11 protein-coding genes and 1 tRNA gene are annotated in these 12,976 nt (G+C 62.5%); 5 read left to right on the top strand and 7 right to left on the bottom strand.

Annotated features, from left to right (window positions below):
• Window positions 1–93: 93 nt before the first annotated feature.
• The 4 genes from J3A64_RS11875 to J3A64_RS11860 all read left to right on the top strand — a co-directional run bounded on the left by J3A64_RS11875 (window position 94) and on the right by J3A64_RS11860 (window position 3,739).
• The gene (locus J3A64_RS11875) at window positions 94–1,014 is read left to right on the top strand and encodes an N-acetyltransferase (protein WP_011774000.1); all 921 of its coding nucleotides are present in this window, start codon (window positions 94–96) and stop codon (window positions 1,012–1,014) included.
• 21 nt (window positions 1,015–1,035) lie between these two features.
• A tRNA-Leu gene (locus J3A64_RS11870) sits at window positions 1,036–1,109 on the top strand.
• A 223-nt stretch (window positions 1,110–1,332) separates the two neighbouring features.
• Entirely contained in the window at window positions 1,333–2,688 is a 1,356-nt protein-coding gene (locus tag J3A64_RS11865) for an ABC transporter substrate-binding protein (RefSeq protein WP_014921096.1), read from the top strand.
• A 112-nt stretch (window positions 2,689–2,800) separates the two neighbouring features.
• Window positions 2,801–3,739 (top strand): lipid kinase, encoded by a 939-nt coding sequence (locus tag J3A64_RS11860; RefSeq protein WP_210064363.1) that lies wholly within the window; start codon window positions 2,801–2,803, stop codon window positions 3,737–3,739.
• A 79-nt stretch (window positions 3,740–3,818) separates the two neighbouring features.
• Here the strand turns inward: J3A64_RS11860 and J3A64_RS11855 are convergent, their stop codons facing one another.
• The 4 genes from J3A64_RS11855 to J3A64_RS11840 are packed head-to-tail and all read right to left on the bottom strand — an operon-like array spanning window position 3,819 to window position 7,950.
• Window positions 3,819–4,589: an ABC transporter ATP-binding protein gene (locus J3A64_RS11855; protein WP_144647612.1), complete on the bottom strand. Its 771-nt coding sequence runs from the start codon at window positions 4,587–4,589 to the stop codon at window positions 3,819–3,821.
• Window positions 4,586–5,578 (bottom strand): ABC transporter ATP-binding protein, encoded by a 993-nt coding sequence (locus J3A64_RS11850; RefSeq protein WP_210064362.1) that lies wholly within the window; start codon window positions 5,576–5,578, stop codon window positions 4,586–4,588. Before J3A64_RS11850 ends, J3A64_RS11855 begins: the two co-directional genes overlap by 4 nt.
• Window positions 5,575–6,543, bottom strand: a complete 969-nt coding sequence (locus J3A64_RS11845; protein WP_011774005.1) for a branched-chain amino acid ABC transporter permease — start codon at window positions 6,541–6,543, stop codon at window positions 5,575–5,577. Before J3A64_RS11845 ends, J3A64_RS11850 begins: the two co-directional genes overlap by 4 nt.
• A 9-nt stretch (window positions 6,544–6,552) precedes the next feature.
• Complete coding sequence (locus J3A64_RS11840) at window positions 6,553–7,950, bottom strand: branched-chain amino acid ABC transporter permease (protein WP_014921099.1); 1,398 nt, start codon at window positions 7,948–7,950, stop codon at window positions 6,553–6,555.
• A 342-nt stretch (window positions 7,951–8,292) separates the two neighbouring features.
• On the opposite strand from J3A64_RS11840, the gene J3A64_RS11835 reads away from it, so the two are divergent.
• On the top strand, window positions 8,293–9,204 hold the full coding sequence (locus J3A64_RS11835; protein WP_210064361.1) for a Bax inhibitor-1/YccA family protein: 912 nt from the start codon (window positions 8,293–8,295) through the stop codon (window positions 9,202–9,204).
• Window positions 9,205–9,336: 132 nt separating this feature from the next.
• Here the strand turns inward: J3A64_RS11835 and J3A64_RS11830 are convergent, their stop codons facing one another.
• The 3 genes from J3A64_RS11830 to galT form a co-directional block, all read right to left on the bottom strand.
• The gene (locus tag J3A64_RS11830; RefSeq protein ID WP_210064360.1) at window positions 9,337–10,575 is read right to left on the bottom strand and encodes an acetyl-CoA C-acetyltransferase; all 1,239 of its coding nucleotides are present in this window, start codon (window positions 10,573–10,575) and stop codon (window positions 9,337–9,339) included.
• Between the two features lie 63 nt (window positions 10,576–10,638).
• Window positions 10,639–11,799, bottom strand: a complete 1,161-nt coding sequence (gene galK, locus J3A64_RS11825; RefSeq protein WP_011774009.1) for a galactokinase — start codon at window positions 11,797–11,799, stop codon at window positions 10,639–10,641.
• Window positions 11,796–12,947: a galactose-1-phosphate uridylyltransferase gene (gene galT, locus J3A64_RS11820; protein ID WP_043805900.1), complete on the bottom strand. Its 1,152-nt coding sequence runs from the start codon at window positions 12,945–12,947 to the stop codon at window positions 11,796–11,798. Before galT ends, galK begins: the two co-directional genes overlap by 4 nt.
• Between the last annotated feature and the right edge of the window lie 29 nt (window positions 12,948–12,976).

The following is a 12,976-nucleotide window of genomic DNA, read 5'->3' as shown; positions in this document are numbered from 1 at the left end:
ACGGCGGCCGTCCCCTTGAGGGGGTGGCCGCCGTCGGCGTTTAAACCGTCGGCGTAAAACGGTGGCACCGCGGCTGCGCCCTAGACTGTTGCCATGTCAGGTGAAACCGATCTGAAGACACTCCTGGAATCCCTCCATCCGGTAGCCCGCGACGGCGAGTACGTGTATGCCCTGTGGCCGCATGGTCGGCCATTGGAAGGCGGCATTGAAGCGGCCGTTCGTGAGGCCGAGGGCCTGACGGTTGTCCTTCACCGCGATGAAGCAGATTCGTTGGGCCTTAGCTACGATTTCGTGGCTACCTGGATCACGCTGCAGGTCCATTCGGCCCTGGAAGCCGTGGGTCTGACGGCAGCTGTCAGCGCGGCGCTGACGCACGCCGGCATCAGCTGCAACGTCCTCGCCGGTTTCCACCACGATCACCTTCTGGTGCCGTCGGCAGATGCGGGCCGGGCCATGGATGTGCTGCGGCTCCTGGCACGGGGTGTGGTGCTGCGTTCTGAGAAGCCGGAAGATCGGCCGGAGATCCTGGAGCTTACGGCCCGGGCGTTTTCCGTCTCTCCCGTGACTGGCGAACCCGTTGAGGGCACCCCGATTGAAGTGGGGCTGCTGCGGGAGCTTTTCGAGTGCAGCGAGTACATTCCGGAGCTCAGCATCGTGGCGGAGATGGGTGGCGAAATCGTGGGGCATGCCATCAGCACGCGGGGCTGGATCGAGGACCTGGAACTGGTTGCCCTCGGCCCGATCGGCGTGCTTCCTCCCTTCCAGCGCCGTGGAGTGGGTTCTGCATTGATGCGCGAGACAGCGGCCCGCGCCACTGCCCTCGGAGAGCCCGGGATCGCCCTGCTCGGCAGCCCTCTCTACTACCCGCGATTCGGATATGTGCCGGCAACCTCCTTGGGCGTTGAACCGCCCGAAGCGGTGTGGGGCGATCACTTCCAGTTACTGACCCTGCCGGGATGGCCCGATGACGTCCGCGGCACCTTCCGCTACGCGGAGCCGTTCAACCGGCTCTAGCTGGGATACCATGGTCCGGGCGCCCCAGTAGCCCAATTGGCAGAGGCAGCGGACTTAAAATCCGCGTGTTGTGGGTTCGAGTCCCACCTGGGGCACAAATGCAAGGCGAGAGCTCTTTCTCCCTTCCTGTGCGTCCATCCCTTCTTCAGCGCCTTTTCCCAGCAAGCTCGTAGATTCCCCACAGGCAACGAGTGTTATAGGGATGTGACCTGAATCACTTATGTTCGCCCGGCAATTGCACTAGTTTGAGTCTTAATCAGGAACACCTGAGTTATCGCATCAAAGGCAGTTCGCACCTTTCGATCGAGGAGACAACGAATGTTTGATCTTTCCCCAGCGGCGCCCCGAGCCGCCAAGCTAACAGCGCTTGGCATTGGGGTCGCTCTCTTGGCCACGGCTTGTGGTGGGTCTTCTACACCTACCCAGACTGGGTCTCAATCCGCCGCCGCAGCAGGCATCGCCTGCCCGGCACCGAGCGGCGGGGCGGGAGCCGGCAACAGCCAGGCTGCCACCAACACGGGATCCGTACCTCCCTCGACCACCACCACGGCTACGCCGCTTAAGCTTGGATCGCTCCTGCCGACGACGGGGTCGCTGGCGTTCCTCGGCCCACCCGAAATCGCTGGTGTCAACCTCGGCGTCAAGGAAGTCAACGACGCCGGTGGCGTTCTTGGTGCTCCTGTGGAAGTTGTCCACCGCGACTCCGGCGACACCAAAACTGACATCGCTACCCAGTCCACCACAGCCCTGCTGGGCCAGGGTGTGAGTGCAGTTATCGGCGCCGCTTCCTCCGGCGTTTCCAAGACTGTCATCAACCAGATCACCGGCGCTGGCGTCATCCACTTCTCGCCGGCGAACACCTCGCCGGACTTCACCACGTGGGATGACAAGGGCCTCTACTGGCGCACGGCACCGTCCGACGTCCTGCAGGGCAAGGTCCTCGGGAACTACATGGCTACCTGTGGTGCCCAGACCGTGGGCATGATCGTTCTCAACGACGCCTACGGAACCGGCCTCCAGAAGAACGTCAAGGAAGCCTTCGAGGCAGCCGGCGGCAAGGTTGTTGCTGAAGAGCTCTTCAACGAAGGTGACTCGCAGTTCAGCAGCCAGGTGGACAAGGTCCTCGCAGCCAAGCCGGATGCGATCGCCCTGATCACGTTCGACCAAGCCAAGAGCATCGTGCCTCTGATGACCGGCAAGGGCGTCAAGCCCACGCAGCTGTTCATGGTTGACGGCAACACCTCGGACTACAGCAAGGACTTCCAGGCAGGCACCATGAAGGGCGCACAGGGAACCATCCCCGGTACGTTCGCCAAGGATGCCTTCAAGCAGAAGCTCCTCGCAATCGATCCCGCACTGAAGGATTACAGCTACGCAGGTGAGTCCTACGACGCCGTGAACCTGATCGCGCTTGCCTCTGAGGCAGCCAAGAGCACCAAGGGCACGGACATCGCGGCCAAGCTCAAGGAAGTCTCTGAAGGCGGCGAGAAGTGCACGGACTTCCCGTCCTGCGTCACCCTGCTCCGCGAGGGCAAGGATATTGACTACGACGGACAGTCCGGTCCGGTAACGTTCTCCGATGCCGGTGACCCCACCGAGGCATACATCGGTATCTACGAATACCAGGACGACAACACCTACAAGCCGGTCCGCGAAGAATTCGGCAAGCTCTAAGCCGAACACGAGCTAGACCGCAGTCAGCAACAGGTCCCCTTCCTCACAAGGAAGGGGACCTGTTCCGCGTTAACCCCGGCTGTTACACAGGCGGTAGACCTACCATGTCCTCATGAAGCCAACCCGGGAAGCACGCTCCATTGCAGTAGTCATTAACGCCGGTTCACGCAAAGGCTCCGCAGCTCAGAAGCTGGTGGCCGAGAGCCTCGCAAAGGCGGAGCTCCCGGTCTCCGCGGTGTATACGGCGCATGGCGGCGGGGAACTCCGCCGCGCCTTGGAGCAAGCGGTGTCCGATGGGCACGATTTTGTGGTGGTTGGGGGAGGCGACGGAACGGTTGCCTCCGCGGCCGGACTCGTGGCGGGTACCGACGTCGTGCTGGGTGTGCTTCCGCTGGGCACCGCCAATGACCTGGCAAGGACGCTGGAAATCCCCCGGGACCTGAGCCTTGCCTGCGCTGCCTTGGCGGATGGAAAAGTAGTGGACATCGATCTCGGGCGGGCGAACGGCCAACCCTTCCTCAACGTGGCTTCAGCCGGCCTGTCCGTGGCAGTCACGCAGGCGCTCAGTCCGCGCCTCAAACGACTCATCGGGCCCTTGGCATATGGTGTGGCCACGCTTCGCTCCTACGCCACGCACAAGCCGTTCCATGCCCGCCTCGAGTTCCCGGACGGGGACCATGAGCCAGTAGAGCTGGAGGACCTGTTGCAGGTGGCGGTGGGAAACGGAAGGTACTACGGAGGCGGCAACGCGGTCTCTCCGACAGCGGGGATCGATGATCACACCCTGGATATCTATGCGATCCTGGCTGCGCCGCTGCGGGAGCAGGCAAAGATCGCGCGTTCGCTGAAGAACGGCAAGTTTGTGGAAAACGAGCAAGTGCACCACCTCACCAGCCGGAAAGTCAGGCTGGTGACAACTCCGCCACTGCCGGTGAACCTCGACGGCGAGATCACCACCAGCACGCCCACCGACTTCACTGTTGAGCGAAACGCGGTGCACGTGGTGGTGCCGAGGAACAGCAGCAGCGCGACGTTTGAGGGCCGCAGCTGAACTGTCTTGAACGTACCTGGACGCGCCGAAGGCCCGGCTCCGGCGTGACACCGGAACCAGGCCTTCGGGGCTACTGCAGTTAGACCTCGTCCGCCAAGGTGCCCAGGTAAAGCTGGATGACCTTGGGGTCCTTCATGAGTTCACGGCCGGTACCGGTGTACGCATCCTTGCCCTGATCCAGGACATAGCCGCGGTCGCAGATCTGCAAGCAACGGCGGGCATTCTGTTCCACCATGATCACCGAGACGCCGGCGCGGTTGATCTCGTGGACACGGAGGAAGGTCTCATCCTGCTTGACGGGGGAGAGGCCTGCCGACGGCTCGTCAAGCAACAGGACGGCCGGGTCCATCATGAGCGCCCTGCCCATGGCCACCATTTGGCGTTCACCGCCGGACAGTGACCCTGCACGCTGTGCTCGCCGCTTTCCCAGCTCCGGGAAGAGGCTGGTGACAAAATCGAAGCGTTCGGAGAAGTCCTTGGGCCGCTGGAACATGCCCATTTGCAGATTCTCTTCAATGGTCAGCGTGGCGAACACATTGTTGGTCTGGGGGACGAAGCCAACGCCCTGGGTGACCAGTTTGTTGGCCTTCAAACCAGTGAGGTCTTGTCCGCGCACCACAACGGTGCCCGAGTGGACCTTCACCAAGCCGAACATGGCCTTCAGCAGCGTGGACTTGCCGGCGCCGTTGGGGCCAATGATGCCAATCAACTCGCCCTTGCGGGCCTCGATGCTGCAGCCGTTGAGGATGTTGACCCCGGGGATATAGCCAGCCACCAAGTTAGTGACTTTGACGACGGAATCGCCTGCGGGAGCCGCTGCCGAGGCGGGCATTGCACTGGTACTGCTCATTTCCCGTCCTCCTTCTTGGGTTCTTCGATCTCGGACAGGATGCCTGCATCTTCCGTACCCACAACCGACTCTTCGTCGGCCTCGAGTTCAGCCTCAAGCACCTTGATGCCTTCGGCGTCGCCAAGGTCGACGTCATGGTGGGCGCCAAGGTAGGCGTCGATGACTGCAGGGTTCTTCATGACTTCACCCGGAGGTCCTTCGGCCACCACCTTGCCTTCGGCCATGACCACCACCCAGTCAGCGATGTGGCGCACCATGTTCATGTCGTGCTCCACGAAGAGCACGGTCATGCCCTCGGCCTTGAGGTTCTTGATGTGGTCCAGCAGCGACTGCGTCAGGGCCGGGTTCACACCGGCCATGGGCTCATCGAGCATCACCAGCTTGGGCCGAACCATAAGCGAACGGGCCATCTCCAGGAGCTTCCGCTGACCTCCCGAGAGCGACGCTGCGTAATCGTCCTTCTTGGTATCCAGCTTGAACTTCTCCAAGAGGACATTTGCCTGGGCTGTGATCTCTTTTTCGCGCCCGTCCCAGATGCCTTTGAACAAGGCCTTGGAGAGCCGTTCTCCGGGCTGGTCTGCTGCGCCGAGTCGCATGTTCTCCATGACGGTCAGCTTGCCCATGACCTTTGTCAGCTGGAAGGTACGGACCATGCCCATGCGTGCCACCTTGTAGGAGGAAACGCCTGCAAGGCTGTTGCCTTCAAACTGCCACTTGCCCGTGTTGGGAGTATCAAAGCCCGTGAGGAGGTTGAACAGCGTGGTCTTGCCGGCTCCGTTGGGGCCGATCAATGCGGTGATCTTGTGGCGGGGGATCTCAAGGTACTCCACGTCCACCGCGTTGATGCCACCGAAGGAACGCGTGACGTCCTCTGCCACCACAATGGGATCCCGCTTCTTGCAGCCGGGAGTGTTCTCCCCGACGGCGATGGGCCGTGAATCGGTCATGTAGTCAATATTTTCGCTATTGCGTTCGTTGGTCTCACTCATGCGAAAGCAAGCTCCTTCTTATTGCCGAACACGCCTTGCGGGCGGAAGATCATCAGGAGCATCAAGGCAACACCCACCAGGATGTAGCGCAACTGGCCTGCCTGTACGGTGGTCAGCCACGTGATTGCCCCTGACTCGATGAGGCCGTAGAGCAGGCTTTGGGTCAGCGAGAGCACAACCCAGAAAATCATTGCTCCAATGACCGGCCCAAGAACCGTGGCCATGCCGCCCAGCAGAAGGCAGGTCCACAGGAAGAACGTGAGTTCAGTGCCGTAGTTGGACGGTTGGACGGCCCCGCGGGGGAGCGTGAAGATCATGCCCGCCAATGCGCCAAGCACACCACCGATGATCAGCGCCTGCATCTTGTAGGCGTAGACATTCTTGCCGAGCGAGCGGACAGCGTTCTCGTCTTCGCGGATGCCCTTGAGGACACGGCCCCAGGGGCTGCGCATCAGAAGCCAGACCAAGACGCAGCAAACGATGACCAAGCCCCAGCCCACCACGCGGATAAAGAAGTCACGGTTGTTCATGCCCATGTAAGAGCCTTCGGGGAAAGGATTCATGGAGTAGAACGTGCCCTCGAAGGCCGCCAGGCCGTTTGCCGAACCAGTGACGCTGGTGAGCTGGTTGGTAGTGACCACGTAGCGGACAATTTCCGCCGCGGCGATGGTCACGATTGCCAGGTAGTCCGCCCGTAGCCGGAGTGTAGGAATACCGAGGATGAACGCGAAGATCACTGAACACAGAACGGCGATCAGCAGGGCAAGGAAGAAGGGTGCGTCAAAGGTCAAAGTTGAGATGGCGAAACCGTAGGCACCCACTGCCATGAAGCCGGCCTGGCCGAAGTTCAACAGGCCTGAGTAGCCGAAGTGAACCGCGAGGCCCAAAGCGGCAAGTGCGTAGGCCGCCGTCGTCGGGCTGAACAATTCGCCAAGGGCGCTGGAGAAAATAAATCCGAAATCCATGGCCCGCTCCTAACCCACACGCTCACGCCGGCCGAGGATACCCTGCGGTCGGAACAGAAGAACAACAATCATGATGAACAGGGCGCCGACGTACTTGAGGTCGGCGGGGAGGCCGAACACTGTAGTCAGTTCCACGAAGATGCCGACGACGATCGAGCCGATCAGTGCGCCGAACACGGTACCCAAGCCGCCGAGCGTGACGCCGGCGAAGATGAGCAGCAGGATTTGCGAGCCCATATCGAAGGTGACACCCGGGCGGTAGTAGGCCCAGAGGATGCCGCCGAGCGAAGCGAGCACGCCGCCCACGATCCATACGATGCGGATGACGGAGTCGACGTCGATGCCCGAGGCGGCTGCCAGCGCGGGGTTGTCTGCAACTGCGCGGGTTGCCTTGCCGAGTCGGGTCTTCAGCAGGACGATGCCGATCAGGGCGATAACCACGGCACTGATAATCAGGGACCACAGATTGTTCGGAGAGATCGAGACAGGCCCGATTTGGATCTCGCTACTTTGTGCGCCCGGGAGTTGCTGTGTTGCACCGCCGAAGAAGAATTGGATGACATAGCGAATGGCCAAGGCGAGGCCAATGCTGACGATCATCATAGGGACGAGGCCTGAGCCACGCTTCCTCAGGGGGCGCCACAGTCCTGCGTCCTGGACGTAGCCAAAGAGACCGCCGCCTACCAGTGCGAGCAGGATGGCCAGCCAGAAGGGGAATCCGAAGGCATTGAACATAAACACCAGTACCGCACCGAGTGTCACCATCTCACCGTGGGCGAAGTTGGTCAGGCCGGTGGTGCCGAAGATCAGGGAGAGGCCAACCGAGGCGAGTGCAAGGAGGAGGCCGAAGCTCAACCCGGCAACCAGGCGGTTGAGCAGGTTCTGGCCGAAGTCCTGTTGCTGGACCACGATGCCCTCGCCAAAGGCAAAGATCACCGACAGGTTGGACGTCTGGCTGAACGTGACATCGCGGGGATTGTCCTGGCCCTCGGCCAGTGCGATGCCCTCCGGCAAGGTGGAGGTGTCCAGCTCGATGGTGTAGGTGCCCTGGACGGGAACGCCGATGGTCCACGCTCCGTTGGCTCCGGAGGTGGCTTCACCTTCAAACCCGTTGCCCGTGGCTTTGATCTTGACGCCCGGTATAGGGGCCCGGGCATCATCGCGGAGGAACCCGCTGATGTTGTTCTGGAAAGTCGTCGGGGACGGCGAAGGCGAGGGGGTGGTTGCCTGTGCCGAGGGGGCGGCGATCAACAGAGCGGCGATGAGGGCTGCGAACAGCGCCCCCACAGCTCTCTGCAGTCCTTTGGACCGTCTCATGGACGGGTCGCGCAGTGTGCTTCTCAAAATGGAAACCTCCACAGTGGGGGTGGTCCCGGCTGCGCCTTTGCAGCCGGTGCGAACGGTCATGGGGCTTGTGAACAGTTCTTGCCTAGCTGCCTCGTTTGTGATCTAAGTCACCCATGTGTGGTTTATGTTACCGCTCGGTGGGGTCAATGAATGCCCAGTTCGGGGCTGTGAAGATCGCGATCGGATAACAACTGTGAAGCTATAGGCAACTACTGATGTAGCAACGCTTAAGTAAACCTTTGTTGTTTGGGGGTGCTCCTAAACGTTTGGGGGAAGCCGCTGGTCCATTTTCTTGTCACGGTTGAGTTTCGTCTGGGTGAACAAGGGAACTTTCCCTGCCGCGCGCGCGTGGTAATTGGTACCGTGAACTATCACTAGCCCTTTTTCAGGAGGACACCCGCAATGGCACTTGGCGGAAACCCAGTCTTCAACGGAAAGAATTTCCGTGGAGCAACGCAGGCCCCGCCTGTACCGCAGAACCCGTACGGCCAGCAGTTCAACCAGGCACCCGGCCGTGCACCGAGCCAGGTCATGGACGGCCATGCAGCATGGTCTGCCCAGCAGCAGAACATGACCAATGAGCAGCTGCAGCAGATGTACAACCAGCCGGCTGCCGGCCCGGCCGACACCGGCCGCATGACCTATGACGACGTCATCATGAAGACCGTCGCCTGCCTCGTGGTTCTCATCATCGGTGCTGGGGTCACGCTGTTCGTTGCTCCCGGCCTCTCCACCATGCTGATGATCGTTGGTGCACTGGGCGGCTTCGTCCTTGCCCTGGTCAACACCTTCAAGAAGCAGCCGTCACCGGCCCTGATCCTTGCCTACGCCGGACTTGAAGGTCTGTTCCTTGGAGGCCTCACCCGAATCCTGGACGGCATGTACCCCGGCGTCGGTCTCCAAGCCGTCATCGGCACGCTGGCAGTCTTCGGCGTCACCCTGGTGCTCTTCAAGAGCGGCAAGGTCCGCGCCACCCCGAAGATGATGCGCTTCTTCCTGATCGCCACCATTGGTTACGCGGTCTTCGCACTGATCAACATGGTGATGATGTGGACCGGCGCTGTGCAGGAGCCCTTCGGTCTCCGCACAAGCGTCGAGATCTTCGGCATCCCGCTGGGTGTCTTCATCGGCATCCTCGCCATCGGCCTGGCAGCATTCTCGCTGATCATGGACTTCACCAGCATCGAGGAAGGCGTCCGCGCCGGCGCCCCGGAGCGTTACTCCTGGGTTGCCGCCTTCGGCCTGACCGTCACCTTGGTTTGGCTCTATGTGGAAATCATCCGTCTGCTGGCAATCCTGCGAGGCGACGACTAACTCTTCTGAGTCCGTCAACGCGAAATGCCCCCGAAGAGTCTTCGGGGGCATTTTTGCGTTCGTGAGGGGCGAGGTCTCGGGAGTAAGAGGGGCTCAAAGGGTCGATATCCAACCCCTCGCGCGTGGCAGCCCTCAGCTCAAGCGCTCAAAGACCACTGCCATGCCCTGGCCTCCGCCGACGCACAGCGTGGCCAGCCCCAGGGTTCCGTCGCGTTCCTTGAGCCCGTTGAGGAGAGTGCTGGTCATCCGGGCCCCGGTCATGCCGAAGGGATGGCCCAGAGCGATGGCGCCACCATGGACGTTGAGTTTTTCAGGATCGATCCCCAGTTCACGGGCGCTCGCCACCACCTGCACGGCGAAGGCTTCGTTGAGCTCAACGAGGTCGATGTCGTCCATTGTCAGTCCTGCCAGGGCAAGGGCCCGCCGCGTCGATTCCACGGGTCCCATGCCCATGAGTTCGGGGGAAAGGGCACTGACGCCTGTTGAAACCACCCGCGCCAGCGGTTGCAGGCTGAGTTCACGGGCGCGCGCGTCACTCATCACCACCACAGCCGCGGCCCCGTCGTTAAGCGGACAGGCATTACCTGCAGTCACGGTGCCTTCCGCGCGGAACACGGGCTGTAACGCGGAGACGGCTTCCAAAGTGACCCCGGCTCGGGGTGAGTCATCGCGCTCCACCACACTTCCGTCCTTGCGCGTGTAGGGCGAGATGTCGCGGGCATAGAACCCTGAGGCGATGGCGGCTTCGGCGCGATTCTGGCTCAGGACACCCCACTCGTCCTGCTCGGCCCGGCTGATTCCGTAGCTCGTGGCGACGTTCTCGGCAGTCTGGCCCATGGAGATGTAAATGTCTGGTAGTCGCCCGCCGAGCCGAGGGTCGGTCCACGGGATGTTGGAGGCCGCCCGTGCCGCAGTGCGTTGGCCCGCTGCTTCGAACAGCGGGTTGTGGTTGGCGGTATCGGTTTCGCCGGCACCGGACCAGTCCTGATACCTGGACACGCTCTCCACCCCGGCGGACACGATTGCGTGGGCTTCCCCGGATCTGATGGCGTGGAAGGCCATCCGAAGGGTTTGCAGGCTGGATGCACAGAAGCGGTTGATGGTGGCTGCGGGTACGCGGTCCAGCCCGGCGAGTACCGCCACAACCCTGGCCATGTTGGATCCGGCCTCGCCGCTGGGTTCAGCGCAGCCCAGCAGGATGTCGTCCAAGCCTTGGCCGTCCTCCGCGCCGGGATCGAAGCCTGGAACTTTTGCGAGGGCGGCCCGCACCATGGCGGTGGCCAGGTCATCCGGACGTTCGTCCTTGAGGGAACCCTTGAAGGCACGGCCAATAGGGCTTCTGGCAGTAGCAACGATGACAGCCTCAGTCATGGCCCCAGCTTACGCCCGGCATCCGATGGGACGCCGGGCGTTCGCGCGGTGGAACTGAACGCGTCAGGCCAGGCGAAGCGCTCCCGCAGCCGGGGTGACGGTGAAGATGTCCGGTGCGGTGAACCCCGCCTCCGCGAAGGAACGCACGACGGCGTCACGAACCTGCTGCTCTTGGCCCACCGGCGTCAATGCGATGGCTGAGCCGCCGAAGCCGCCGCCCGTCATGCGGGCGCCTATGGCACCGTTGGCCCGAGATGTGTCCACGGCAAGGTCGAGTTCCGGGCAGGAGATCTCAAAATCGTCGCGCATGGAAACGTGGCTGGCGTCCAGCAACTCCCCGATGGCGGCGGGACCCAGCTTGCCCAAGGTTTCCACTGTCTGAAGTACGCGATCATTTTCGGTGACCACGTGGCGGACGCGCCGGAGCGTCGTCTCGTCCAGCAGTCCGGAGGCTTCCTCCAAACGCTCTACGCCGACGTCGCGCAGTGCTGTGACGCCAAGTATCTCGGCACCCAACTCGCAGGATGCGCGGCGGGAGGCGTAACCGCCGTCGGCGTGCGAATGCGACACCTTGGTGTCGATGACCAACAGGACCAAGCCCGACGCTTCTGCGTCGAACGGCACCAGCTCCACATGCTGGTCACGGCAGTCCAAGAACACCGCGTGTCCCTTGGCGCCGCGCAAGGATGCTGACTGGTCCATGATCCCGGTGGGTGCGCCAACGAACACGTTCTCGGCGCGCTGGGTAGCGAGCACCAGGTCTTCGGCAGCGAAACCCGCGCCGGTCAACTCGTTGAGGGCCGAGATGACGGCGCACTCGATGGCGTGTGACGACGACAGACCCGCTCCGGAGGGAACGTCGGAATCCAGCAGGAGGTCAAAGCCGGGGACTTGGATGCCACGTTCCTTGAGTGCCCAGGCGACGCCGAGGGGGTAGCGTGACCACCCCTCACCGGATCCGGGCTCCGAGTCCGCGAGGTCAGCCTCCACCACGCCGTGCCCGCCAAAAGTGGACAGCATGCGAACCCTGGAGTCGTCGCGGACCCGCAAAGCCACCTTTGCTGTCTTGTCGATGGCGAAGGGCAGCACAAAGCCTTCGTTGTAGTCCGTGTGCTCGCCGATCAGGTTGACCCGTCCAGGTGCCTGCCACACGCCGTCGGCAGCTGCGCCGAACGTTTCCTGGAAGCGGGCGGCGAGGACGCCGGTGTCGGTGGTGGTGGTCATGCTCGTGTGCCTTCCAAGGTCTTGTTTGAAGCCGGTGCTGCGGCGACGCTGCGCAGGCGCTCCGCCACCGCTTCGGGTGTGGTGTCGTTGATGAACGCTCCCATGGCGGCCTCGGAGCCGGCCAGATACTTGAGCTTATCGGCAGCGCGGCGAGGTGACGTCAGCTGCAGGTGCAGCTGGCCCGCCGGGCGAAGAACCGGGTCCAGTGGTGCCTGGTGCCAGGCCGAAATGTACGGCATGGGGGTGGGGTAGAGGGAGTCGAGGCGCTTCAGCAGGTCCAAGTAGACGTGGGAAAGCTCATCGCGTTCTTCCCCTGTGAGGGCCGCGAGGTCGGGGACGCTGCGATGCGGAACGAGGTGAACTTCCAAAGGCCAGCGCGCCGCGAACGGCACGTAGGCGCTGAAGTGCTTGGCCTCCAGGACCATGCGGCTGCCGTCCTCGCGTTCAGCCTTCAGGAGCGAGGCCCCGAGCGTTTCTTTCGCGTCGACGTCGTCGTAGTACTTCCGGGCTACCGCCCCGAGCTGGGCGGCACGGGGAGTCACATAGGGGTACGCGTAGATCTGGCCGTGCGGATGGTGCAGGGTGACGCCGATGTCCGCACCGCGGTTCTCGAACGGAAACACCTGCTTGATGCCGGGCAGGGCGCTCAATGCTTCGGTGCGCTGGGCCCATGCTTCAATGACGGTGCGGGCACGGGTTTGGCCGAGTTCGGCGAAGGAGCCAGTGTGCTGCGGTGTGAAGGCAACTACCTCGCAGCGACCGTATGCCGCTCCCTTGAGGTTGTGACCGGAATGCCCGGGAGCCGGAACCGGGGGAATATCGCCCAATGCCGGGCCCAGGGAAGGGAAGCGGTTCTCGAACACCACCACGTCATAGTCCGAGGCCGGGATTTCGGAAGGGTTCGCCGCAGTGGTGGGGCAGATGGGGCACTGATCAGCAGGGGGAAGGTGCGTACGGGTTTGGCGATGGGCAGCTACCGCTACCCAGTCACCGGACAAAGCGTCATAACGCACCTCGCCCGGCTCGCCACGGGCGGGAAGCTCGCGGTGGTCCACCAAGGAATCCGGTGTTCGCTCCGGGGTTCCGGGGTCGTCGAAGTAGATCAGCTCTCGGCTGTCCGCGAGGCGGGTGCTGGTGATGCGGCTCATAACTACATCATTCCACAAGTGACCAAAAA

Source organism: Pseudarthrobacter sp. PvP004 (assembly GCF_017876035.1).
GTDB lineage: Bacteria > Actinomycetota > Actinomycetes > Actinomycetales > Micrococcaceae > Arthrobacter > Arthrobacter aurescens_A.
Note: the sequence above shows the minus strand (reverse complement) of the source record. Positions and strands in the feature narration are given on the sequence as shown.

Excerpts from the sequence above, each read along its gene's own strand:
- J3A64_RS11875 (WP_011774000.1), top strand. The coding sequence starts at position 94 with ATGTCAGGTGAAACCGATCTGAAGACACTCCTGGAATCCCTCCATCCG.
- J3A64_RS11865 (WP_014921096.1), top strand. The coding sequence starts at position 1,333 with ATGTTTGATCTTTCCCCAGCGGCGCCCCGAGCCGCCAAGCTAACAGCG.
- J3A64_RS11860 (WP_210064363.1), top strand. The coding sequence starts at position 2,801 with ATGAAGCCAACCCGGGAAGCACGCTCCATTGCAGTAGTCATTAACGCC.
- J3A64_RS11855 (WP_144647612.1), bottom strand. The coding sequence starts at position 4,589 with ATGAGCAGTACCAGTGCAATGCCCGCCTCGGCAGCGGCTCCCGCAGGC.
- J3A64_RS11850 (WP_210064362.1), bottom strand. The coding sequence starts at position 5,578 with ATGAGTGAGACCAACGAACGCAATAGCGAAAATATTGACTACATGACC.
- J3A64_RS11845 (WP_011774005.1), bottom strand. The coding sequence starts at position 6,543 with ATGGATTTCGGATTTATTTTCTCCAGCGCCCTTGGCGAATTGTTCAGC.
- J3A64_RS11840 (WP_014921099.1), bottom strand. The coding sequence starts at position 7,950 with ATGACCGTTCGCACCGGCTGCAAAGGCGCAGCCGGGACCACCCCCACT.
- J3A64_RS11835 (WP_210064361.1), top strand. The coding sequence starts at position 8,293 with ATGGCACTTGGCGGAAACCCAGTCTTCAACGGAAAGAATTTCCGTGGA.
- J3A64_RS11830 (WP_210064360.1), bottom strand. The coding sequence starts at position 10,575 with ATGACTGAGGCTGTCATCGTTGCTACTGCCAGAAGCCCTATTGGCCGT.
- galK (WP_011774009.1), bottom strand. The coding sequence starts at position 11,799 with ATGACCACCACCACCGACACCGGCGTCCTCGCCGCCCGCTTCCAGGAA.
- galT (WP_043805900.1), bottom strand. The coding sequence starts at position 12,947 with ATGAGCCGCATCACCAGCACCCGCCTCGCGGACAGCCGAGAGCTGATC.